Raw genomic sequence first — 25,914 nt, forward strand, 5'->3', positions numbered from 1 at the left:
AAATTGATAACTTAATATTATGTATGTGCATAATGCTTTGTTTATATAGAATTATAATTGAATATCAAATATATAATTTGGACATAGAATCCCACCATATAATTCATATAGATAATTTTATTTATTGAACTCAGTTCACTTTTAGCTGTGTATAATATTATAAATACTCATTTATATCATTATAATTTTGAACTCAGTTCATAATTTTTCATAAATCATTTTATTATTTTTGTATTCTTTCTATTTTATTTATGCGTAAATACTCACTTAATCCATCAATTATATTATGCATATCTATATATGCTTTCTATGTCAGAGTTTTATTATATAGAATCTAAAAATCCTTAAAATTCTTTATAGCACTATCATTACAATCTATTATTACAATCATTACAATTTGATATCAATGTAAATCATAAAGGAAATGACTATATATTAATTATAATAATGAATTTATTATTAATTTCATATCTTTCGGCAAAATTGAATTAAGAAATAATTATATAAGAAATAATCTAAGCATATATAATAGATTACTACAAAATAATATATATCAAAAATATTAAGTAATTTATTCTTATTTATTATATAAATATACCTTATTATATTTTAAATTTATCTATCAATATTTAGAAACCTGTTTACTTATTACATAAAATTATTGGATAATGTTTTAATTTCTATATATAAATGTGAATAAACAAATAACAATAAAAATATTTTAAAATATTTTTCTACATTTATAAAATTGAACTGAGTTCACAAAAAAACTCAACATAAATATTTTTAAATAATGTAACTTTTATATTGATAAAACGTAATTTTGTTGTATAATAAAATTAGATTTTAATGAAAGAAGGTCAATAATGAGCGAAGTAATAAGTTTAATTAACGAAAAGGGGGGTGTTGGAAAATCATCCTCAGCCATAACAATTGCTCAGATTTTATCTATTTCTGGCTATTCTATATTATTGATAGACTTAGATCCACAGATGAATACAAGTAAAATGTTTGGCAAAAGTGAAGAAGGTAAGGATATTGACTATGAACAGCTGTTTTGTAGTAAATTTGATGATAAAGCTACTGTTATGAATTACATTTCTACAACAGACTATGAAAATATATCTATACTTTGTGCCTCAAGAGAATTAAACAATCTTATATATAAAATATACGATGAGAGTAAAGAATCTAATGTAGAATTATGTTTTAAACATAATCTTAGTCTATTAAAGGATGATTACGACTATATTATAATAGACAACTCACCTTTTAAATCATACCTTACAACATGTGCTATGTGTGCCAGCAATAAAATCATCACACCTATATGTGTTGATAATTTTTCATATGATGGTTTAATGTCACTTTTTGATACGATTGAAGATCTCAATGCTAAATATGCACTTTCTATTGAATTTGCAGGTATGTTTATGACCAGAGTGGCAGGAAGAACAACCTTATATAAACAAATGTTTGAAAGTTATGAGAATATGTTTGGTGACAAATTCCTTCCTGTGTCAATAAGAAATTGCATTGCCGTCAATGAATCTAATACATTGTTTGAACCATTACTCACATATGATAAGAGAAGCACCGCAGCTCAAGATTACATAGAATTAGTTAATTATCTTGGACTTATGGATAATAAACATTACAGAGAATTAGCAAAATATCTTAAAGGAGAGAAGAAATAATGGCTAAGAAATCATTTACTGCTGGTGGTACTAAGACAGGTATCCTTAATTCTGACGGTGGAGAAAAACTTAAAGAAATTCAGGCAAAGACACAATACAATTTTAAATATATTCCTAAAGATAAAATTGTATCTAACCCTAAAAATGAAATGTATGCGCAGGATGGCATTAATGCACTCAAAGAAAGTATACTTGTTAACGGTCTAAGACACAATTTATCTGTATTATATGATTCTGACAAAGATATATATCGTCTTATCTCTGGTGAAAGAAGATATCACGCCATATCAGAAATGGATGAAAAGGATTACCAGACACTTTTTCCTGCTGGAATTCCCTGCAAAGTTGAAAAGTCTGATATTACTGAAATTGACGAAGAAATTATGCTTATCTCAGCCAACCACGATGTAAGAGAATCTTCAATGGAAGTTAAAAGATGGGAAGTAAGCCGTTTAAAAGAACTTTATGAAGCTAAAAAGTTAAACGGCGAAATAAAAAATATCAATGCAGAGATTGCCAAACAGCTTAATATATCAGAAAGACAAGCCCGCAAATATACAACAGCAGAAAAGCTTATTCCTGAATTAAGTGAATTACTCAATAACAATGGCATAGATCTTAACCAGGCTGATAAGTTTGGTAAGCTTGATGAGGATGCACAGAAGAGTATATTAAATATTCTTCAAAAAAATGGCAACATTGAAAATGCAGAATTTCAATCTATCAAGAAGATATCTGAAGAACGTGCTAAAGAAGCTGCCAAATATAAGCAGGAATTAGAAGAAGTAACCAGAGAGCTTAACAAAAAGAATGAAACTTTAGAAATTCTTGAAAATAAAATAAATGAAATTTCTACAAATACTGATAAATCCAATTCCAAAATAGATATTGAAGAGGAACTTCGATATATGACTGAGGCTAAGAACAAAGCTGAAAAGGAAAAGGCACGTCTTGAAAGTAATATGGAAAAGATGAAGCAGCAGCAACGTGAGAAAGAACAACGCAAGACAACAATTTCAGATAACGAATTAAAAAGAATATCTTCAATTGCTAAAACAGAACAGGCACTTGCATTATTTGAATCAAACTTTGATATCATTAAGAATAACAAGTCTATTATAAAAAATGATACTGATTTAAAAATAAGAGTAGAAATTTTAAATCAAAGATTAACTGATTTTATTAATTCACTAACCAATAATTAATATATTATGTCCCCAATTCTAATAATATTAACATTGGAGTTGGGGATATATTATTATTATTATTAATCATAATCATATAAATATCTATCTATCTATCTATCTATTTATTTATCTATTTATCTATCTATATCCATATTAATATATACAACAATACATATATTTAACATATATTGATAAATTAAATTAACATAGACACAGTATTTATAAGGCTTTCAACAATTTTTTATAGTTCATTAGTTACTAATTCAAAGTCGGATAATTTTTTTTGAAGAATAATTTTTTTATAAACAAGTCTATTAATTATTATTCTGGTCTATTATTTTCATAAAATGTCTTTTTAATAATTATTATAGTCGAAAAGGATAAAAAAAAGGTTGAAAAGTTTCCATATGTTAATAAATCTTCAATATAAATGTTATCAAAATTTGTTAAATTAGTATTTTAATTATATATTAAATAAATTATAAAAGGAATCATTCATAAAAATTGAAAAAAAGAAAATAAAAAAAATGAGCAGCCTGCTTTTTTATTAAAATTAATTAAGAATATCACATATATTGATATAAAAATCGAATACAAGACACGAAAATAAGACTGCTTTTTAAGCAGCCTTTTTTAATTTACTAACATTAGCACGAATTATCGTTGATACAAGACCAGGAATATTTTTTATGGATCGTTCATACACTATATATTGTCTATAGATATCTGCTAACGCATACATTAATAAATCGAAAGAGTAGTGAACAGCAATATTTGCTAAATCCTCCAAATCAAGTTTACTGATTTTAATCAATTTATAATTTGATATATTAGTGTCTATATTAATAAATTCTCTAAAACGTACAGGTGGAATATCACCTGAGTTAATGTTAGGAATTACTGTATTAAAATCATTAATAAATGACTTTAACCGGTCAATATTTTCTTCTAATAGAATTTGTTTTTGCTTCTTAGCAATATATCTTGAAGAAATCTCAAATCTTATGATATTATCATTAATAGTGACATTAAAAATATCAGCATCTGAATTAGACATATGTTGTTTTATAATGCAAGGCTTGCAATACTTAGGAAGCATATGTCTTATTTCAGATATTGATTTGTGATCCACGCTTGCCTGACCCTTAAGATTAGAACTATCAAGGTTGATAAGCTCACGCAAGTAAATTCTTAATGTTACAATTGAATTAATATCAAAAAGTTTAGTAATTAATTCCTTAGAAAGCACTAAAAATCCCCTGCCGTTTTTGTTAGCAGGAAGGTAATAATTCTCATAATCATTGATAAGCAATGAAATAATAGATGATGAAGTTTTGGAATATGATATATAAGTATAAGATGATAATATGTCAAGATTATTCCAAATCGTCTTTATGTTGCATTTAAGAATAGATGCCAATTCTTTGATATTAATTTCTTTTATAATCCCAAAACGATCCGGATGATAAAAATGTAATAACATAAATAGCTTAAGTGCATTTGATTTTAACATAGGTCTATAGCCATAACGATTTTTTTCATTATGATATATCTTTTTAGTTACGTTCTTAGTTGTGAGAATTCTATGTGGACAATTGTTACAATTATCAATAGCCATTTTGTAGATATCATTATCGCTGGAGAAGGATTCGATAATTGCTTTATATTTACAAGTAGAGCAGTTATCATTTGAGTAATCGGTAACTTCAACAGAAGAATCAATAATTGTTGTGTAATTTTGCTGAATACCAAGAGCCTGAATTAATACAGCTTTGCCTATATTTGTAAAATTATCCAAAATTCCCACCTCCTTTTTATGGATAATTTAACAATATTATCAAATAAAATCAAATTCTTGTTTTTACTCAAAATTTATCCACATAAGTGTATTTTTTAACTTGTTTTACTCTAAAATTGTCTACTTATCCACAAAATCAAAGTGTTTTACTCTAAAATTATCTACTTAATTTAATAAAATTTTTTTTGTAGAAGTCAAAATAAATATTTTGTGGATTTTACTACTTTTTTATCTACATATAGTTAACAGCTATCCACATAGGGTAGTGGTATTTTAAGGAAAATCAGTATTTAAGCCCAAAATGTAGACATTGTGGATAAAATTTCAAAAAAAAAATGTAGAAAAAGTATTTATATACAATATATAAATATATAAATAGAATAGAAAATTGGAGAAAAATCAATAAAAAAATGATATTTTACTCCAAAAATATCTACTTTTTAAAAATTTACTCTAAAAATATCTACATTGAAAAATAAAAACTAAGTTTTTTACTCTAAAAATATCTACATAAATTTAACATATTATTTAAAAAATGCTGCTAGAAACAGTAAAATTGTAATAAAAAAATAACAAATGCCTATTTTAAGGGATATATAAAAGATTTATCTGATAAAAATAAAAAAAACACGACAAAACTTAAAGAAATACAGATAATTAAGTAAATAAAAAAAGTACAATAAAATTTTCTTAGTTATCAATTAATTATCTACACTTTAATTATGATGATAAATATGTAGACATTTATAGTTTCTGATTTGATTAAAATAGAGTGGCAGGCAAGTAATTATTCTATCTATCCACTACACCATCTGGCATACGGTTTCAGACAAAGGCAGTTCTTTGCATTGCACATATTTTCAAAAGGAACTAGGAGAATGTATGCTATAAAATTTACGGAGCTTCTTATGTGAGACTTACAGTGTACAAAAGGAACTTCATAGGGCTTACATAAGAGCTCTCTGTAAGGCTCACATAAAAAAGCCGTATGTAAAAACATACGGCAAATAATTATAATAAAAAATCCCTATTTCGTCTATTAATGAGCATTGTCTATCATCTTAGTTTTATCAAAATTCAAATCCTGAATTTCAGCTTCCGATAATGGAAGGAAGTTAATAATAAATACACCATTTTTTAATTCAAAGCTATCGATTACAATATTGTTATCTACAAATTCCTGTAAAGATTCCTGAATTAATTGTAAGTTCTTCTTTTTATTTTTTAATTTAAATCGAACAATCTTCTGGAAGTAAGTATAACTATATTCACTCATCAATGTTTCCTGATTAGCAATCTGTTCACATTTCATTGCATAGCATATAATTCTTGAAAGGTTATTATCAAGAACATCATAAGAAGCAGAAGTTATAGAGATTAACTTTTTCTTTATAATAGCGTTACTTAGTACCTCACCAAATTGAGCTATGGCATAAGGTCTTTCAGCATCTTCTTTGATGACAATATTATCAAATAAGTTGAAATAGATTTTACTGCCAGCTTCCTCATAATAGAAATTGTACTCTACAAGCTTTCTACAAGAATTAGAAATTTTCTTGAGCACATTTTTACCAACGTGATAATCGACAATTTCTTTACCAAGAGTATTAAGATCGACTACTACAGATTTCTCTTTAGAGAATTCCTGCATATTAATATTAGATATAAAAGCATTAACTAATTTCAGGTCATTAGAATCCATAGCCTTTGGTGGAGTAAGTTTGCCACTGTTGACAGTCACTTCCAAAAGTTCACGGCCTTCTTCATCTCTGATAATTTCTTTTAGCAGATTATCAGATGCTGTTTCCATCATTAATGTAAAAGATGAAGGACTGAAGAGTGGTTTGTCAACTAAGTCAACAGGGAATAATCGAAGGTATGAGTCAATATTACCAGCAAGTTCACTTTCTATGTATTTCCAAGCACTAATAATCAAATCATTCTTTAAAGAATTATATATTGAGTTATAAGTAAAAGATGAGATACCTGGGAAATCAATTAAAAGAGTATTGGAATCATTTTTCCATTCTGTTGCAGCTCTTTTCTTATCTTCGATAATTTCCTGTAAATCTTTATCTCCAAACATTTTAGTATAATCTTCAACAGGAAGAGTCTTTGCCATAGCAACAACAGTAGCTAAAGGGTGTTTGGCATCGTCAATGCTGATTGTATCAATATCATTAATGTATGATTTGTACCAACGTGATCTTTTTTGTAAACGTGATTTCTTTACCTTATTAATTATAGGTACTAAATCTTCACGGCTAGTCTTTCCATCAAGATATTCCATAAGAGTTTCATCAATTAACTCAGCTACATTTTCAGCAGAGAAGTTTAACAAATTTCTTTTCTTATTGAAATAATCAATAATAACTGGATCAATGTGATTAGCTAATTCTTCAATAAATCGGCGAGAGTATTGTTCCATAATATATCTCCTTATATAACAACAAATATAATTTTCATTTTATTCTATATATTAATTGGCAGATAGTGGAAGAGTAGAATATGGATAGATGATTATAATATAGTCTGTCCAGTGTGTTATTGCTCTTTATGTAAATAGCATAATCTTCGATTAATTATATCTAACAATTTATATAGTAATTGTACTCATAATTATAAAAAATATAAACACAAAAATCAAATAGTAGGTTCACACCAGGAAGCTTTTCTTAATTACTTTGGTTGTTGTTGTGTTTATTTTGAAGTAGAGTGGTGGTGTGAGTTTTGGTTAACATATAGACATATGTCGTCATATATTGTATTATATATTATGTAAAAAATCAATAGCACACAGATAAGATTATTTTGTTGTGTTGAAAAGATATAAGAGGTATTTATGTTATGATTTCTGATACATTTAAGAATACTATTTGGATATATTACGAAACTAATTTAAAAGCTCGTACACGAAAAGAATATTGGAATGTTGTAAAGAATTTTGATAAAGTAGTTGGCCACGACCCATTAGAGTTAAGTCATACTGATGCTGTAACTTATTATGAACATATATTAAATAAGATAAGCAAAAATCAATTAAAATACTCTACCGGTGTAATGAGATTATCCGTAATAAGATCTGTATGTAATTTTATTGAATTTAATATGAGTAATCACGGAAAGGAATATACAAATTATTTCAAGGAAATTTCTATTCCAGAAGAAGATAAGTTATTAACAGACAATGATATACCAACACTTAATGAAATAAACAATATTATGGAAACAATACAACAAAATAATGATGAGAAAGCATTTTTAATATTATCCCTTGCCGTCAAATGTGCATTGACTAACACTGAAATATGCAGCCTTAATAAAGAATATATTGCAATTAATTCCAATGACGAAATGTATATTAATTATCCTCCAAAAGGCAATAATCGTATATCAAGAATAATTAAAGTTCCGGATGATGTTGCTGTATTATTAGACAGATATATATGTAATAATAATATAATAGAAGGTGCCATATTTATTAATAAAAGAAAAACACGAATTAAATTAAGGGACACAGAAAGACTTCTTGAAAAGTATTGTAAACTTAATATAGAAAAAGGTATGTTAAATAACAAATTCACAATGCAGACCCTTCGTCACGCCGCAATATGTTATATGTTATCGGGTGGAGCTTCAAAAGATCTGGTTGCAAGCTACGCTGGAATAACAACCAAATGGATTACAAGATATGATAAAATAATTAACTCTGATACATACAAACAGGCTGTTGACTATAGTATCATAAGTATCAACGCATAAATATACTAATGAATTGAATTAAACATCAAGTTATTAGTATTATTATATAATATATATTATAATTGATAGTACTAGGAAAAAGATAGTACTTTTCAATTATCTGCTATGTGTTATAATAACAATCGAAAGAGCTTGATATGAGCTCAATACAATTCCCCAATATCCCGCTGGATGATAATTAGTTATTAATTATTGTTTGGTGGGATCCCCTTTTTTATAGGTAATTCTGGCAGATACTTCCTATATTTTAATGGAAGCATATTTATCTGACATTTATAATTGACACGTTCTTTTATTGCTATAGTATTATAAAATCTTATCCATAAATTCTGAATATCATTTTCATTATCTGAAAAATCATCAAGCTGTTTTAATAATTCATTATTATAATCATTATAAAAAAATGCTGTATTATTATTCATATGTATATACGCAATATTTCTCCTGACATCATATATCAAAAAATTCTCGCAATGCAGTCTGTCATTAAAATGATCAATAATCATATATATAATATTATTATCAGGTTCTATTCTGGCTGTAAGAAAACCATTAGCATTTTCATTAAATCGAAGTATCTCTATATAAAAGTGTGCTTCATTAGCTGCCTTTTTATATATTTTATTAAACTGGAATATGTATTCATCATTAATGTTATGCAATACTGAAGTTCCATACTTAAACATTCTCTGCAAACAATGATAAATTACTGAGGCCTTATTATCTGCGATTGACTGTGCAACAGTAAATATCTTCTCATATATATCATTAGACAGCTTTAGCTTTATTGTATTGGCAACTTTATCTGATAAGGTTAAATCTGTCCTGATATTTATATAGTTCTCAAATAATGAATAGTTAGAAACAACATCTGCACATCTTACATCAGTATGGCTTGTTCCTGCCTCCCAGGCTTTATATATTGCTGAAAATATCCCCTCTATAGAATTATCACATAAATAAACATCCATAATACTATGCACTTAACTAATCAGCTGGTAGTAATACTGGCTGATCATATCCTTTCTTCTTACTAATCTTTATTCTATCTCTATGTTCCATATAAATATTTCAAATTACAAATTCTTATATAATTATCCTGATAAATATATTATATTATTCTAATATGCATCTTTATATTGTTCTAATATTTATTATTCACAATTATAATAAAAACATTCGTATCATTCTGATATTACATTGCAGTCAAATAAAGAAAGCTGTTTATAGCAGTCTTTATGTTCTATGTCATATATTTTCTTCTTGTCATTATCAATAAGAGCATTAGTAATATAATCCTGATCTATTCGTATGTTATACATCATTCTGCCATTACAGGTTATAAAATAAACAGCCCTTTTTAATACAACTCCGGCTTTCTTTAAAGAAGTAAAATCTAATATAGACATTCGTCTTGCATTAATAATACGTCTTGCTGATTTCACACCTATTCCGGGAACTTTTAATAACAGGGCATAAGGTGCTGTATTAATCTCTACCGGGAATATATCAAGGTGACGTATTGCCCAGTCACATTTAGGGTCTAAAAATGCGTTAAAATTAGGATTGTCTTCACTAAGAAGATCATATGACTTAAATCCATAAAATCTCATAAGCCAGTCCGCCTGATATAACCTATGTTCCCTAAGCAAAGGCACACCCTTGCCATCTTCCTGAAGTGGAAGCGACTCATCCATATTGACATTAACAAACGCTGAATAAAACACTCTCTTTAAATCGTATTTGTCATATAAATTCTGTGCTATCGTAACAAGCTGGTAATCCGTCTCTTTGGTAGCACCAATAATCATCTGTGAACTCTGTCCTGCTGGAACATATCTTTTATATCTATGTCCCGCCGATAGCTCAGTATTACCAGTATTCAATCTATTATTAATGTTTAATCTGTTATTGGCAGCCAATCCATCATTAAACATAGTGTCTAACATCTCATTACTTGTATAATCAGAAAATGTATTATACATATTATAAACATCTGACAAATAATTGTTCGTATGCTTCATACCAACCTCATATCTATTCATATGTATGTTATTCTTAATAATATTCATAGGATGCAAAATACTTTGTCTTGATTTAGATGGAGCAAGTTCTTTAAGTGCTGCATTAGTTGGAAGCTCAAGATTAATGCTCATACGGTCAACAAACCAACCAGCGAACTTAATGATATCATCCGATGCTCCAGGAATTGCCTTCATATGAATATATCCGCCAAAATTATATTTCTTTCTTAGAAGAATAACCGTTTCTAACATTCTCTTCATTGTTTCATCAGGACTGATAATTATACCTGAACTTAAAAACAATCCTTCTATATAATTACGTCTGTAGAACTGCATAGTAAGCTCACATATCTCCTCAGGCGAAAATGTAGCCCTCACAACATCATTAGACGAACGGTTAATGCAGTAGCGGCAGTTATATATACATTCATTCGTAAGAAGTATTTTTAAAAGAGAAATACACCTGCCATCTGCACTAAAGCTGTGGCATATTCCACACGCTTTAGAATTGCCTATGCCTTTACCATTGTTACCACGTTCAACGCCACTTGACGAACACGATACATCATACTTTGCAGCATCAGATAAAATCGTCAGCTTATCCATAATACTTAGGTCTTCTTTAATAACCACAACTCCCACCTTCTTTCGATAATAATAAAAAAGATACATGCAGAACATATTTTCCAAACATTCGTTCTGTATGTATCTTATCATATTATAATATATTTCGCAATTGAAATTTTAATATATTTTATTCAATCTGACTATAAAAGTTCTGCCTTTAAAACTTGTATATTATCTGCTATTTTATCAGCTCCTGCCTTAATTAACACTCCTTTATCCCTAAAGCCCCACGATACAGCTATGCAGTCAACCCCTGCATTTCGTGCTGTTAGCACATCTACATCTGAATCTCCAATATAAGCTATATCTTCTAATGCAATGTCTGCTATTGCAGCACATTCTAACAAGGCATCCGGAGCGGGCTTTTTTGCTATGCCCTCTCTTGCACCAAATGTAATATCAAGAAGATTATCAAAATATATATCACATAATTTAGTCACAGCATTTTGTGCTTTATTAGACAACACTGCAAGCTTAATCCCTGACTGCTTTAATTCTTTAAGCATATCAATAATTCCATCATATGCCTTTGTCTTGTCATTACAATGTTCCTGATAATACTTCTTAAAACATTCAAACACATTATCTATAACCGGCAAATCGGTTCCATTAGGAACACTTCTTTCTATTAAAAGACGAATTCCATTACCAACATAATTCCTTACTTCTTCTATAGTTCTTTGAGGCATACCAAACTGTGCAAGAGAGTAGTTCACCGCATCTGCCAGATCCTCCAATGTATTAAGCAATGTTCCGTCTAAATCAAATACAGCCATTTTATATTTCATATACTTCACACTTTCCTTATATTAATAATAACTGACTGGATAACAGATAATAAAAAATTCTTAAAGCAGATATATTATTTATAAGAATTAATTCAACATTAACATATTGTATACAGATTAATTACAATCAGCTGTTTCCATATCAGATATTTAATAATATAATCAAGACTAAAAAAATGCAATATGAAAATAAAATTTTAAATTTCCACATTTATCTATATTTTCCTTCAAATATTTTCAAAAAATTTAAAAATATTAAAATAAAAGGGTTGACATATTACATATTAACGTGTATTATATCACTTGTGTTCACGAGAAATAAATCGAAACACACAATACAATATGCGCGAGTGGCTCAGTGGTGGAGCACCTCCTTGCCAAGGAGGGGGTCGCGGGTTCGATCCCCGTCTCGCGCTCTGTAAGACAACAAAAAGGACTTCCGAATGGGAAGTCCTTTTTTGTCATCCGGGAAGTGCGGGGCACTTCTCGAAACCCAACTGCTTCACAGTTTGGCTTCGATTTCTCGGAACGCTAAAGCACCCCTCGGTCGTGTCAGAACAGAGGTCCACCGGACCTCTTGACTTCTCGGAACGCTAAAGCGCCCCTCGGTCGTGTCAGAACAGAAGTCCACCGGACCTCTTGACACCCATCTCGCACAACACACGGGGGTGACTATTATTTATTTCTGTATTAGCAACATTTTTGACTGGTTTATGAATTTTGTTCGTGACTATTTTTTATTTATATTATATAATGAATTTTATATGGGTTGTGTATTATTAGTTAATAGCAGATAACCTGATTTCATTGATTTATTATAATAGAAAAGGAACTTATTAATTTATGAAAGAAAGAGAACAATTTGGTTCAAGAATAGGTTTTATTCTTGTATCAGCAGGCTGTGCTATCGGCCTTGGTAATGTATGGAAGTTTCCATACATATGTGGAATGTACGGAGGGGCAGCTTTTATAGTTATGTACCTTATATTTTTAGCACTTCTTGGACTCCCTATTCTTATATGTGAATTCTCAGTTGGACGAGCAAGCCGCAAAGGTATGGGAAAAGCATTTGATGTACTTGAACAGAAAGGCACGAAATGGCATCGTCTTAAATGGATGAGCATAATTGGTTCGTATCTTCTTATGATGTTCTATACTATGGTTGGAGGCTGGATGATTTATTATGCATTTCTTGAATTATCTGGTAAGCTTTCTGGTCTTGATAGTGCAGAAATCACAGCTACATTTAATGGTCTGTTATCACAGCCTGGAATAATGTTTATATTTTCATTTATCGCCATTATTTTATCATTTGGCGTATGTGCACTTGGACTTAAAAATGGTGTTGAACGAATTACAAAGGTTATGATGTCGCTTCTTTTAGGACTTATGGTAATTCTTGCAGTTCATTCATTTGTTCTTCCTAATGCTTCTGTTGGTATTAAGTTCTATCTTGTACCTAATATAAGCTTAGTTAATCAGTCAGGTATTGGCGAAGCCATATTTGCTGCTATGACACACGCATTTTTCACTTTAAGTATAGGTATCGGTGCTATGGAGATTTTCGGCAGTTACCTTGATAAGAAGCGTTCACTTACAGGTGAGGCGGTAAGCATTGTACTTCTAGATACATTTGTTGCTTTAATGGCTGGATTTATAATTATCCCTGCCTGCTTTGCATACGGAGTAAACCCTGACAGTGGTCCTTCATTATTATTTATAACTCTTCCTAATGTATTTAATAATATGACTGGCGGAAGAATATGGGGCTTTATGTTCTTTTTATTTATGTCATTTGCAGCTTTATCTACAATTATCGCTGTGTTTGAAGAAATCGTAGCTATGTGGATGGATATAACAGAATGTAAGCGAACCAAAGCCGTAGGTATTAATATTATAGCTATTACTGTATTATCAATTCCTGCAATTCTTGGATATAACCTGCTTTCAGGTATACAGCCTATAGGTGCAGGTACAACAATTATGGATCTGGAAGATTTCCTTGTATCCTACAACCTTCTTCCTTTAGGAAGTCTTGTTATAGTTCTTTTCTGTACAAGAAAAAACGGATGGGGATTTGATAACTTTGCTAAAGAAGCTAATACTGGAGATGGAATAAAGCTTCCATTATGGTTTCGAAAATATATGTCATATATCTTACCTTTGATAATTACAATTGTTTATATTAAAGGCTACTATGATACTTTCTGCAAACAGCCTTTAGGCATATTCATCGGCTGGATGTGTTTTTCTGTGTTACTTGTTGTTATAATATATCTTATAGCACTACTTACAGGACGCAAATCAAAACAACAGTAGAACATACAACAACTTAATTTCAATTTGATATTGGATATTACTTATAAAAAAAACGGAGGTCTATTATGAAATTATTAGAAGATCGTATAAGAAAAGATGGAATTATAAGAGAAGGAAATGTACTTAAGGTTGACAGCTTCATTAACCACCAGATGGATATTAAACTTTTCGAGGAAATGGCTAAGGAATGGAAAAGACTATTTGCTGATAAGAAGATTAATAAAATCCTTACAATTGAGGCAAGTGGTATCGGTATTGCCGCTATCGTTGCAAGAGAATTTGATGTACCTGTTGTATTTGCCAAGAAGTCTAAAAGTATTAACCTTGATGATAATAACTTCAGCACTAAAATCCAGTCATTTACACATAGTAAAATATACGATGTGATTGTTTCAAAAAAGTTCTTATCTCCAGAGGATCATATTCTTATTATTGATGATTTCCTTGCAAATGGATGTGCATTACTTGGTCTTACTAACCTTGTTGAAAGTGCAGGTGCAACCGTTGAAGGTATCGGTATTGCGATTGAAAAGGGTTTCCAGCAGGGTGGAAAGATTATAAGGGAAAAAGGTTATCAGCTTGAATCACTTGCAATCGTTGAAAGTATGAATGCCGCTGATAACACAATTACATTCAGATAGGAGATACATTAATGAACGAACTTACAGAATACATTCCGGTATTATATGCTACTTTCTGGTCATTAGTACCACCTCTGGTAGCCATTATACTTGCTCTTATTACTAAGGAAGTATATAGTTCACTTTTTATAGGTATTGTAATTGGCGGACTATTCTATGGCGGATTGTTTACTGCACATTTTAGCTTTGAAACTTCTGTTACACATATATTTAATGATGGACTTGTAGGTGTGTTATCTGATCCTGCTAACATTGGAATACTTATATTTCTTGTAATTCTTGGAATAATGGTATGTATGATGAACAGAGCAGGAGGTTCAGGTGCATTTGGCGAATGGGCTTCCAAAAGAATAAAGACAAGAACGGGTGCTCAGTTAGTATCTATTCTTCTTGGTGCACTTATATTTATTGACGACTATTTTAACTGTCTTACAGTTGGAAGTGTTATGCGCCCTGTAACTGACAGCCACCAGATTTCAAGAGCAAAGCTTGCTTATATTATAGATGCAACAGCAGCACCTATATGTATAATAGCACCTATTTCATCATGGGCTGCCGCTGTAACAGGCTTTGTTGAAAGTGAGGACGGATTTTCTGTATTTATGAAATCTATTCCTTATAATTATTATGCATTGCTTACAATATTCGCATTACTTATGTTTGTAATATTGAAAGTGGATTTTGGTACTATGAAGCTTCACGAAGATAATGCTGCTAAGGGTGACTTGTATACAACACCTGACAGGCCATATGCTAATGCTAATCCTGATGTAATAAAAGGCAACGGCAAGGTTATTGACCTTGTATTTCCTATTGTTTCATTAATTATATGCTGTGTTATAGGTATGATATATACAGGCGGTTTCTTTAGCGGAACGCCATTTATAGAAGCATTTTCTGATTGCGATGCTCCTGTAGGACTAATGCTTGGAAGCTTCTTTGCAATGGTAATTACTGTATTCTTCTATGCTGTAAGAAAAGTTCTTCCATTTAAAGAATCATTTGCCTGCATACCAGAAGGTTTTAAAGCTATGGTTCCAGCAATCCTTATCCTTACTTTTGCATGGACACTCAAGAGTATGACAGACAGCTTAGGTGCTAAAGAATATGTAGCAGGTCTTGTAAATGGTGCTTCTGGAAGCCTGCTTAATTTCCTTCCAGCCATTATATTCCTTGTAGCGATATTCCTTGCATTTGCAACCGGAACAAGCTGGGGTACATTCGGTATTCTTATACCTATTGTTGTTAATACGTTTTCTGGAACTGATAATACTATGATGATTATATCTATATCTGCTTGTATGGCAGGTGCTGTATGCGGCGACCACTGTTCACCTATATCAGATACAACTATTATGGCATCGGCTGGTGCACAGTGTAACCATATGAACCATGTATCGACACAACTTCCTTATGTAGTTGTTGTTGCCGCAGTATCATTTATAACATATATAATTGCTGGTTTCATACACAATCCTGTAGTTCCTTTAATTATAGGTATTGTGCTTATGACTCTTACAATTATTCTTATCAAATATATTGTAAATCAAAAACAATCTAATTCATAACAATATACGTTAGTGCCGGATTTACTTTTGGCACTAACTTTACTTTATAATTGATCAAATTAAAGCTATTAATACATTAGGAGTGCATATGAGTGAAACTAAAGTAATAATAATAATAGTGCTTTTATTTATAATTGCAGTACTTCCATTTCCAACCGGACTGCTCATTTATAAATTTAAATCAGAAAAACTTAAAAAACAGTATGCAGATGAAGCTAAAAAAGCAGACGAATCAGAAAAATCAGAAGACAGCAATAAATCTGTCAAATAAACGTAATGATAATAATCATTTAACAAATAATTAGCTCCCTTCTAAAAAGGTAAGTTAAATACTTAAAACTTGCTATTTAGGAGAGAGCATCTCAATAATTTTATTCTATGACCTGTTGTTTACTATCGTCAACGTTATGAGCAAATTGTGGTATCTGTGCAATAATGACCGCTGTGAATACTAATATACAGCCGGTAAGTTCCCTTGTGCTTAAATGTTCACCTAATAAAATCCAGCCTGCAAGTGCAGCAAATACCGACTCAAGGCTCAATACAATGGCAGTCACTGATGGCTTGGCATATTTCTGCCCAATAATCTGAAAAGTGTAAGCAATTCCACTTGACATAACACCTGCATATAATATTGGTATTATTGCTTTCATAATGCTGTTAATGTCTGCTTTATCAAATATAAGCATTAATATTCCTGACAATATTCCACTTGTTAAGAATTGTATACAGGATAATTTAACACCATCTGCTTTATCATATTTATCTACCGTAAACATATGTATTGTAAATGCAACAGCACACATTAACTCTAATATATCCGCAACATATATTTCGTTAATTCCACCCGCAATACACAAAAGATACATTCCCGCAATACACACAAATGCAGCTATTATGGTAAGCTTATGAAGCTTTTGTCCCATAAATACTGAAACAATCGCAATCATAACAACATAAGTCGCTGTAAGAAATCCAGCTCTCCCTGATACAGCAACTCCATCAGGATATGTATTAATCCCTATCTGCTGCAAATTCATCGCTATGCAAAGTAGAATTCCGCATATAACACCTTCTTTTATAGGCCATTTATTCGCATCAGTTAAATAATCTTTCTTATTAATAATGTAGTTCTTCTTATATATATTGTAATTATTCTCACTTGGATTATCATATCTATCAGAATATTTTCTCATATCTAATATTGCAATAACAATAAATAAAAATAATGCCCCGATAATATTCCTACAGGCATTAAATGTAAACGCTCCAATATTATCACCAGCACTTGTCTGTGCAACAAATGCTGTACCCCATATAAATGCGGCAAGCAATAATATAAAAGTTCCTTTTAAATTCTTCATAAATTAATAACGCTCCCTTTAAACAATAATCAATGTTTCCATAATAATTAATAATTTTCACACCATATAATAGTATATTAATCAAATATATTATGCAAGGTATTGAGAATTTTTCTTTTTAAGCTTAAAATATATACACTTGTTTAAACAAATAAAAGATATTAAATCAGGAGGCATATGATAATGAAAGTATTAATGTTAAACGGTAGTTCACATATCAATGGAACTACATTTACAGCACTTAATGAGATTGGAAAAGCTCTTAATAATGAAGGAATTGACTATGAAATATTCCAGATTGGTGCAGATGCAGTAAGAGATTGTATTGGCTGTAACCAATGTACACCTGATGGTTGTGCATATACTAAGGACAATGTTAATGAATTCATTGCCAAGGCAAAAGAAGCTGATGCGTTTGTATTTGGAACACCTGTATATTATGCCCACCCAAGTGGAAGAATTCTCTCTTTCTTAGACAGAGTATTTTATTCAAGTTCTAAGACCTTTGCTTTTAAACCAGCCGCAAGCGTAGCTGTTGCAAGACGTGGTGGAACAGTTGCTTCATTTGACGTATTAAATAAATATTATGGAATATCACAGATGCCAGTAGTAAGCTCTACATACTGGAATAACGTCTATGGCCGCAATGAGAACGAAGCCGTTATGGATTTAGAAGGCTTACAGACAATGCGCAACGTAGCTCATAATATGGCTTGGATGTTAAAGTGTATTGAAGCTGGTAAAAATGCAGGTGTCGCACTCCCGGCTACTGAAAGAGAGGCTAAGACTAACTTCATAAAGTAATAATTATTGCATTTTACCCTATAATCCTGTAGAATTATAGGGTAATTTATTTATAACATAACATTAGTAATATTTAATTATTCTATAATTTACACTGGAGGTCATTATGAAAGATTATTCTATTAATACTAAGTGTGTTCAGGCTGGTTATACACCATCGAATGGTGAGCCTCGTCAAATTCCTATTATCCAATCTACAACTTTTAAATATGATACAAGCGAAGATATGGGTAAGCTATTTGACCTGGAAGCATCAGGATATTTCTATACAAGACTACAGAATCCTACCAATGATCACGTTGCTGCCAAAATAGCAGCCCTTGAAGGTGGAACAGCCGCAATGCTTACATCATCTGGACAGGCTGCTAACTTCTTTGCTCTTTTTAATATATGTGAATGTGGCAGTCATATCGTTGCATCATCATCAATATATGGTGGAACTTTCAATCTTATTTCAGTTACTTTCAAGAAAATGGGAATAGACGTTACATTTGTTTCACCTGATGCATCAGAAGAAGAACTTAATGCAGCATTTAAACATAATACCAGAGCTATGTTTGGTGAGACAATTGCCAATCCAGCTCTTACAGTTCTTGATATAGAGAAATTTGCAAAGGTTGCACACACACATAATGTCCCTCTTATTGTAGATAATACATTTCCAACCCCTATTAATTGCAGACCAATCGAATGGGGTGCTGATATTGTCACTCACTCAACAACTAAATATATGGATGGTCATGGAGCTGCTGTCGGAGGTGCAATAGTTGATTCTGGTAATTTTGACTGGATGGCACATGCAGATATGTATCCAGGACTATGCACACCAGATGAAAGTTACCATGGAATTACTTACGCAGAAAAATTCGGAAAAGAGGGTGCATTTATCACAAAGTGTACATCACAGCTTATGAGAGATTTAGGATGTATACAATCCCCACAAAATGCCTTTATCCTTAATCTTGGACTTGAATCTCTTCATGTAAGAATGCCACGCCACGTTGAAAATGGACAGGCAGTAGCTGAATTTCTTGAAAATCATCCTAAAGTTGAATATGTCAGCTATCCTGGTCTTAAAAGTAATAAATATTATGAAACAGCCAAAAAATATATGCCTAAAGGTGGCTGTGGTGTAGTATCTTTTGAAATCAAAGGTGGAAAAGAAGCTGCCGAAAAGTTCTTAAAGAACCTTAAGCTTGCTGCAATAGAAACACACGTTGCTGATGCAAGAACATGCTGTCTTAATCCTGCAACATCCACACACAGACAGCTTAATGATGAACAATTAAAAGAAGCTGGTGTTCCAGCAGGACTTATAAGAATTTCCTGCGGACTTGAAGATAAAAATGACTTGATTGCTGATATATCTGCAGCACTTGATACAATTTAAATAAATATTCATTATCAGCTTTAGCATATTAAGCTTACAAAGGCTCCGGACATTACTATAACAATAATGTCCAGAGCCTTTATTAATTTTATGAGATTTTTATATGATTTTTAAAATTATGAAGCTTGTATGTCCTAATATCTAGTGATATAATTAACTGTCAAATTATAGTAAATGGAGATTGAATATGAGTACAATTCTGCGTATTTTTATAAAAGATTTGCGTGGCATATGCCGCAATATATTTGCACTTATTATTGCCATAGGATTATGTATTATTCCATCATTATATGCGTGGTTTAATATTTATTCTAACTGGGATCCCTATGCTAATACTGCTTCAATTAAGATTGCTGTATACTCTGAGGATACTGGTTTTGATATGGATGGCGAATATCAGAATATGGGTAATAGTATTATTGATAACCTCAAAGAAAATGACAAACTCGGCTGGACATTTACAAAAGATATGGAAAGCACAATTGACGGAGTTAAAAGCGGCAAGTACTACGCCGCAATAGTAATCGGCGATAATTTCAGCCGTTCAATGATTAATTTCCTTAATGATAATATGGAAACTCCTTCTGTTACATATTATGAGAATGCCAAGAAGAACGCTATTGCCAGCAAGATTACACAATCTGGAAAGTCTACTTTACAGGAAACTATTAATGAAACATTTATTGAAACAGTTGTAGTTACAATTCTTAATTCAACTGATGCTGCTTCTCTTACAAAGACCAATGTATTATCTGACATATCAGATAAATTAACGGATATAAGCAATAACTTATCTGAATACAACGCTTCAATCAGTATGTTTAATGCAAGTAATGACAACCTTTCAGATACTCTTAAAAAGACAGATGCACTTGTATCTGATATGCAGAGTAATATGTCAGAAGAGAATATTGAGGCTTCAAAGAATACAGCTAACAATGCAATTGATGCTTATACTGCCAATATCAGTGCATCTCTTACCAGATTAACTGATATTAACACTAAGCTCACCGGCAAAATTGAAACATTACGCGGAAAGATTGCAGACTATAAGAATAATCACACACTTGTTACCAAGCTTGATATTATCAAACAGCTTGGCGAACTTAACAGTTTAATGAATGAAGTTATTAATGCTAATAATGAGTTTAATAACAGCCTTAAACCAATACTTGAACATTTCAAAGATATTGATAATGATAACGGCGGTAATAACCAGTTCTTATATGACAGTCTTATAAGTTCACTTGACCTTATGCCTGCACTTCTTAAGACAGCCGCACAGAATATGACAACATTTACACAGTGGTATACAGACTCTAAGGCTGACCCTGCTAACATATTTACATATATGGATGATGCACTTGTACAGTGTGAGAACTCTATTAATTCACTTAATAGCATACTTACATCAAGTATTAACGATTCAGTTGGCAAATCTGGTGAATTATTTAAGACTTCCATCAGCTCTATCTACGACTCACTTGTATCTGCTTCAGACAGCCTTTCTGCCATAAGTACTATTATTAATGGCGTAGACAGTACACTTTCTAGTGTTAATTTCACATTAGATACTATGGGGGAACTTATCGGCAATGTACAGAATACTTTAGATAAAGCCAATACAGAGCTTGCTGCATTAAAAGACGATGGAAAGTATGAGCTTATGCAGAAGCTTCTTGACAAGGATTCATCTGAATACGGCGAATTCTTCTCATCACCTGTTAAGGTTACAACTGAAAATGTATACGAAGCTGTTAATTACGGAACAGCAGTAGCACCTTTCTATACAACTCTTGCTTTATGGGTTGGAGGTCTTCTCCTTACAGCACTTATCAAGACATCTCCTGATGACAGGGAAGAATTTAAAAATGCTACATTAACACAGAAATATTTCGGACGATATTTAATATTCTGGCTTATGGGACAGATTCAGGCAGTTATAACAGTTCTTGGTGATATATATTTACTTAAAATATACTGTGTGCACCCAGGAATATTTATGCTTACCGCATCAATTGTAAGCTTTGCATTTACATTGCTTATATATACACTTACACTTTCGTTTGGTGATGTCGGTAAAGCTTTAGCCGTTGTTCTCGTAGTTATTCAGATTGCTGGTTCAAGTGGTACATACCCTATTGAACTGTTACCATCATTCTTTAGAAATGTATATATATATTTCCCATTCCCTTATGCTATCAATGCCATAAGAGAATGTGTAAGTGGTTTCTACAGATATGATTACTTCATACTTATGGGACAGCTTATGCTATTTGTTATAGGTACTTTATTCCTTGGTCTTTTCCTAAGAAAGCCATTTATGAAGCTCAATCATTATATGCATCACCGTATGCACGATACTAAACTTATGTAGATTAATTGATGAATGAGGAGGAGTTTATGTCTGATATTAAAGATGAAATATCTGTAAATATAGATACTGCTGCGAAATCAGTAGATATGATTAAAGACTATTACTATAGAGAACACAAACGTAACAAAGACAGAATTAAATACGGAATAATAGCAATGTTAGTAATTCCCATTATATTCCTTACCCTTTTATTTGTTGTAAACAGCTCTAAAGTTATATTTCTTGTAATGTGGATTGCTTCTTTATTTATTATAAGCGGCTATCTTATTGCCATTGAATATAAAGATTATAATATGACCGAAAATCTTAAAGATATTGTTGGTAATGAGTATGATGACTCACTTATTGATACAGCGAAAGCCATATCAGATATTACTAAGAATTATATCAAGAATGGAGGTTCAGAAGAATAATATGAAAAATATATTTCGAGTATTTGCTAACGACTGGAAAAGAATTGGGCGAAATGTTGTAGCTTTAGTCGTTGTAATGGGACTCTCTGTTCTTCCATCATTATATGCCTGGTTTAACATTTTATCCAACTGGGACCCTTATGGTTCTGACTCAACATCTAACATAAAGGTCGCTGTAGCATATGATGATACCGGAATTGATATTTCAGGTATGAATGTAAATATAAGCACCAATATTATAGAAGCACTTAAGACCAATGACACTATCGGCTGGGTATTTACTGATACGTCAGAAGAAGCCATTGAGGGTGTATGGGCAGGAGATTACTATGCAGCATTGATAATGCCTGAAGATTTCTCTCGTGATATGGTAAGCTTCTTAGCTGATAATATGACACATCCGGAGATTATCTATTATACTAACCAGAAGAAAAATGCCATTGCCCCTAAGATAACAGACAAAGCCAAGACAGCAGTACAACAACAGGTTAATGCTACATTTATAAGCTCACTTACAGAAGCTATAATGAAATCTGCCGATATTGCTGATAATATAGGTGCAATTAAAGACTCTGATGGTAATAATATTAATAAGGAAAATGTAAGCGGCAACTCAATATTAGATATATTAATAGCCAAATTACAGGTTGTTAATACACAGGTGTCTACATTTGACAGCGTGCTTACTGCCGTTTCCAATATAATAAGCACAGCACAGTCAACATCTGATACTGCAGCAGCTATATCGCCAGATTTATCAGTGAAATTTGACAGTGAAAAAGCAATTCTTAATGAATTGAATAATACTATAGGAAAGAGTAATCTTATAGACTCAACAATATTTGCTAATATTGCCAATGATATTAATACAATTCAGGGATATATGAATTCTGTCTCTGAAATATATGATGATATGGGATACAATGTTGCAGATTTTGATAATTCAATAAGCCAGATGGGCAGTTCTATTGCTAATACATTAGAGCTTGTACATAACCTTGAGAGCCAGTTATCAGACTCAATAACCAAGCTTGTTGATTTTAAGAGCAGTGGTACATATTCATTATTACAGACTGCCGTCGCATTTAATACAGAAGAACTTGCATCTTTCATATCTGCTCCTGTTACTATCGGAACAGTTGACTTGTATCCAATTGAGAATTATGGCTCAGCTATGTCACCATTCTACTCAGTATTATCAATATGGGTTGGTGCATTAATATTAGTTGCCATTATCCATGTAAAGGTTCATCCTTTTGGCGGATACAATATTACCTCTGTTCAGGCTTTCTTTGGAAGATATTTAACATTTTTCCTTATAGGACAGGCACAGGCATTACTTATAACACTTGGTGATTTATTCTTTATTGGAATACAATGCCTTCACCCATTTAAGTTCTGGTTAGCGGCATCATTTACTTCATTCGTATTTACAATGATTACATATTCACTTACAGTTGCCTTTGAAAATGTCGGTGAAGCCGTTGCTGTAGTTATTATGGTTATTCAGGTTGCCGGTGCTGGTGGTACATTCCCAATACAATGTCTTCCAACTGTATATCAGGCAATATACAAATACCTCCCATTCACCTATGCTATGGACGCCCTCAGAGAATGTGTCGGTGGAACATATAGCTGGTATTACTGGAAATGTATTATTGCATTATTGATATATGTAGGTATATGCTTATTTATCGGACTTGTCGTTGCCATACCTTGCAGAAAACTTAATGCTACAGTTAACAAGAGCAAGGAGAAATCGGGAGTAATGATATAAAATAATATAATATTAAATACAGAAATAGAAAAACTAATTTCGTATAATAAATATGAATTAGTTTTTCTATTTTTATTGATTTCAGCTTTAATTAATGACTAATTAACTTATTGCTGTCATATAATATGTCTTATAATAAACAAAATGCAACATTTTATATTAAAATGTTGCATTAAAATTTATAATTCTATTCTTATTTACATTCTATATATCGTCACCAATTTAAAATACTTTACCCTGTTTACTAATTTAATTTAATATAAATTATCATTAATATTATAGATTAATATTCAAAAATACAGAGTCTTTATCATCCTGCTTAATTCCTAAATATCTCCTTGTTATTTCATAAGAAGAGTGATTGTATATATCCATTAATATTGCTGGTGGTGTACCACATTTCCAGGCATAATACCCAAAAGTCTTTCTCATAGAATGACAGCTTATCCCGCTTTCCATATGAAGTTCATTAGCTGCTTTCTTAATAATTCTAAAAGCCTGTGAACGGCTCAGTGGCTTACCTTTTTTCTGCCCATTAAATATATAATCACATTTTCTTATATTATATAAGCTCTCCATATACATACCAAGTCCCTGCTTTATATTGTCATTAATTGCAATTCTGGTCTCTTTATTAGTCTTTTTTTCTATTATTATTATATGTTTAAGAAAATGTTCATTTTCAAAATCATACACATCTTCCCATCTTAACTGCAAAACATCACTAATTCTCAACGCAGAATTCAACCCAATACATATCAATGCATAGTTTCTGACATTCGGTCTATTGTTCAAATAAAATTCCTTAAACAAATTTAATTCATCATTACTTCTTATAGGTTGTGCTGTACTCAATAATCAATACCTCCAATATATAAATGCAACATTTTAATATAAAATGTTGCATCAACAAGGAAGTAAATGTGAATAGTCCAATCCTCTGCGACTATTCATAGACAAGGAGGTTAATGTGTTAAAACTAACAATCAAACCCGGCGAGTACATCAACATTGGTGATGACGTAAGGGTTATCTATTCGGGAGGCTCAGAAGGGAACATTCATCTTTTAATAGATGCCCCAAGGGAACTCAACATTGTAAGAAGCAAGGTTCTTGCAAGAAATACTGCCAATTCGGACAAGAAGGAGTCCCGCTATATATCTCCATATTATGCGGAACGCGGACTTTCCCCGGAAACACTTTCCAAAATCCGCAGGCTTATAAGGGAAGATAAGAAGATGAATAAGCAGGTTGTAGATAGGAAAGAGGACATCAGTCAGGATAATATACAGGGTTAGCATGGTAACACTGTTTATTATATATGCGTATTAACTGTTAAGGCTGATGCCAGCAGTTCTAATACATTCCCGGTAAGGGAG

The 25,914-nt window shown here is 31.4% G+C and carries 20 protein-coding genes and 1 tRNA gene; 14 read left to right on the forward strand and 7 right to left on the reverse strand.

What is annotated here, in order from left to right:
• Window positions 1–866 precede the first annotated feature (866 nt).
• Together BM157_RS08635 and BM157_RS08640 are read left to right on the forward strand one after the other, a co-directional pair.
• A complete protein-coding gene (locus BM157_RS08635; protein ID WP_022501637.1) occupies window positions 867–1,697 on the forward strand; it encodes a ParA family protein in 831 nt (276 codons plus the stop codon).
• Window positions 1,697–2,902, forward strand: a complete 1,206-nt coding sequence (locus tag BM157_RS08640; RefSeq protein ID WP_022501638.1) for a ParB N-terminal domain-containing protein — start codon at window positions 1,697–1,699, stop codon at window positions 2,900–2,902. The genes BM157_RS08635 and BM157_RS08640 overlap by 1 nt, the downstream gene beginning before the upstream one ends.
• 601 nt (window positions 2,903–3,503) lie before the next feature.
• On the opposite strand, the gene BM157_RS08645 is transcribed toward BM157_RS08640, so the two are convergent.
• Both BM157_RS08645 and BM157_RS08650 read right to left on the reverse strand, forming a co-directional pair.
• Window positions 3,504–4,691: a hypothetical protein gene (locus BM157_RS08645; protein ID WP_082421589.1), complete on the reverse strand. Its 1,188-nt coding sequence runs from the start codon at window positions 4,689–4,691 to the stop codon at window positions 3,504–3,506.
• Between the two features lie 1,030 nt (window positions 4,692–5,721).
• Window positions 5,722–7,110 (reverse strand): hypothetical protein, encoded by a 1,389-nt coding sequence (locus BM157_RS08650; protein WP_022502176.1) that lies wholly within the window; start codon window positions 7,108–7,110, stop codon window positions 5,722–5,724.
• A 419-nt stretch (window positions 7,111–7,529) separates the two neighbouring features.
• Between BM157_RS08650 and BM157_RS08655 the strand changes: the two genes are divergently transcribed.
• The gene (locus BM157_RS08655) at window positions 7,530–8,444 is read left to right on the forward strand and encodes a tyrosine-type recombinase/integrase (protein ID WP_022502175.1); all 915 of its coding nucleotides are present in this window, start codon (window positions 7,530–7,532) and stop codon (window positions 8,442–8,444) included.
• Between the two features lie 185 nt (window positions 8,445–8,629).
• On the opposite strand, the gene BM157_RS08660 is transcribed toward BM157_RS08655, so the two are convergent.
• From BM157_RS08660 to BM157_RS08670, 3 genes are all read right to left on the reverse strand, one after another.
• Complete coding sequence (locus tag BM157_RS08660) at window positions 8,630–9,415, reverse strand: TIGR03915 family putative DNA repair protein (protein ID WP_090140732.1); 786 nt, start codon at window positions 9,413–9,415, stop codon at window positions 8,630–8,632.
• Between the two features lie 213 nt (window positions 9,416–9,628).
• Window positions 9,629–11,101, reverse strand: a complete 1,473-nt coding sequence (locus BM157_RS08665; RefSeq protein ID WP_318255881.1) for a putative DNA modification/repair radical SAM protein — start codon at window positions 11,099–11,101, stop codon at window positions 9,629–9,631.
• A 134-nt stretch (window positions 11,102–11,235) separates the two neighbouring features.
• Window positions 11,236–11,883, reverse strand: coding sequence for an HAD family hydrolase (locus tag BM157_RS08670; RefSeq protein ID WP_055175872.1), 648 nt, complete (start codon window positions 11,881–11,883; stop codon window positions 11,236–11,238).
• A gap of 344 nt (window positions 11,884–12,227) precedes the next feature.
• Between BM157_RS08670 and BM157_RS08675 the strand changes: the two genes are divergently transcribed.
• The 5 genes from BM157_RS08675 (at window position 12,228) to BM157_RS08695 (ending at window position 16,682) form a co-directional block, all read left to right on the forward strand.
• Window positions 12,228–12,299, forward strand: a tRNA-Gly gene (locus BM157_RS08675).
• Between the two features lie 427 nt (window positions 12,300–12,726).
• On the forward strand, window positions 12,727–14,202 hold the full coding sequence (locus tag BM157_RS08680) for a sodium-dependent transporter (RefSeq protein ID WP_090140733.1): 1,476 nt from the start codon (window positions 12,727–12,729) through the stop codon (window positions 14,200–14,202).
• Between the two features lie 65 nt (window positions 14,203–14,267).
• The gene (locus BM157_RS08685) at window positions 14,268–14,843 is read left to right on the forward strand and encodes a xanthine phosphoribosyltransferase (RefSeq protein ID WP_022502532.1); all 576 of its coding nucleotides are present in this window, start codon (window positions 14,268–14,270) and stop codon (window positions 14,841–14,843) included.
• Between the two features lie 11 nt (window positions 14,844–14,854).
• On the forward strand, window positions 14,855–16,411 hold the full coding sequence (locus tag BM157_RS08690; protein WP_090140735.1) for a Na+/H+ antiporter NhaC family protein: 1,557 nt from the start codon (window positions 14,855–14,857) through the stop codon (window positions 16,409–16,411).
• A gap of 88 nt (window positions 16,412–16,499) precedes the next feature.
• Window positions 16,500–16,682, forward strand: a complete 183-nt coding sequence (locus BM157_RS08695) for a hypothetical protein (RefSeq protein WP_022502530.1) — start codon at window positions 16,500–16,502, stop codon at window positions 16,680–16,682.
• Window positions 16,683–16,782: 100 nt separating this feature from the next.
• Here the strand turns inward: BM157_RS08695 and BM157_RS08700 are convergent, their stop codons facing one another.
• Window positions 16,783–17,775, reverse strand: a complete 993-nt coding sequence (locus tag BM157_RS08700; protein WP_055175356.1) for a DMT family transporter — start codon at window positions 17,773–17,775, stop codon at window positions 16,783–16,785.
• Window positions 17,776–17,958: 183 nt separating this feature from the next.
• Here BM157_RS08700 and BM157_RS08705 point away from each other — a divergent pair, with 183 nt between their 5' ends.
• The 5 genes from BM157_RS08705 to BM157_RS08725 all read left to right on the forward strand — a co-directional run bounded on the left by BM157_RS08705 (window position 17,959) and on the right by BM157_RS08725 (window position 24,536).
• Window positions 17,959–18,579 (forward strand): flavodoxin family protein, encoded by a 621-nt coding sequence (locus BM157_RS08705; protein ID WP_022502528.1) that lies wholly within the window; start codon window positions 17,959–17,961, stop codon window positions 18,577–18,579.
• A 106-nt stretch (window positions 18,580–18,685) separates the two neighbouring features.
• The gene (locus tag BM157_RS08710; protein ID WP_055306478.1) at window positions 18,686–19,969 is read left to right on the forward strand and encodes an O-acetylhomoserine aminocarboxypropyltransferase/cysteine synthase family protein; all 1,284 of its coding nucleotides are present in this window, start codon (window positions 18,686–18,688) and stop codon (window positions 19,967–19,969) included.
• 187 nt (window positions 19,970–20,156) lie between these two features.
• The gene (locus BM157_RS08715; protein ID WP_090140738.1) at window positions 20,157–22,346 is read left to right on the forward strand and encodes a YhgE/Pip domain-containing protein; all 2,190 of its coding nucleotides are present in this window, start codon (window positions 20,157–20,159) and stop codon (window positions 22,344–22,346) included.
• A 26-nt stretch (window positions 22,347–22,372) separates the two neighbouring features.
• Entirely contained in the window at window positions 22,373–22,759 is a 387-nt protein-coding gene (locus BM157_RS08720; protein WP_022502525.1) for a hypothetical protein, read from the forward strand.
• 1 nt (window position 22,760) lies between these two features.
• Window positions 22,761–24,536, forward strand: coding sequence for a YhgE/Pip domain-containing protein (locus BM157_RS08725; protein WP_055175365.1), 1,776 nt, complete (start codon window positions 22,761–22,763; stop codon window positions 24,534–24,536).
• A gap of 276 nt (window positions 24,537–24,812) precedes the next feature.
• Here BM157_RS08725 and BM157_RS08730 read toward each other — a convergent pair whose 3' ends face one another.
• Entirely contained in the window at window positions 24,813–25,331 is a 519-nt protein-coding gene (locus tag BM157_RS08730; RefSeq protein WP_318255882.1) for a tyrosine-type recombinase/integrase, read from the reverse strand.
• A gap of 175 nt (window positions 25,332–25,506) precedes the next feature.
• Between BM157_RS08730 and BM157_RS08735 the strand changes: the two genes are divergently transcribed.
• Window positions 25,507–25,833: a carbon storage regulator gene (locus tag BM157_RS08735; protein WP_055175371.1), complete on the forward strand. Its 327-nt coding sequence runs from the start codon at window positions 25,507–25,509 to the stop codon at window positions 25,831–25,833.
• The last annotated feature ends 81 nt before the right edge of the window (window positions 25,834–25,914 follow it).

The sequence above is a fragment of the [Lactobacillus] rogosae genome (genome assembly GCA_900112995.1).
Taxonomy (GTDB): domain Bacteria; phylum Bacillota; class Clostridia; order Lachnospirales; family Lachnospiraceae; genus Lachnospira; species Lachnospira rogosae.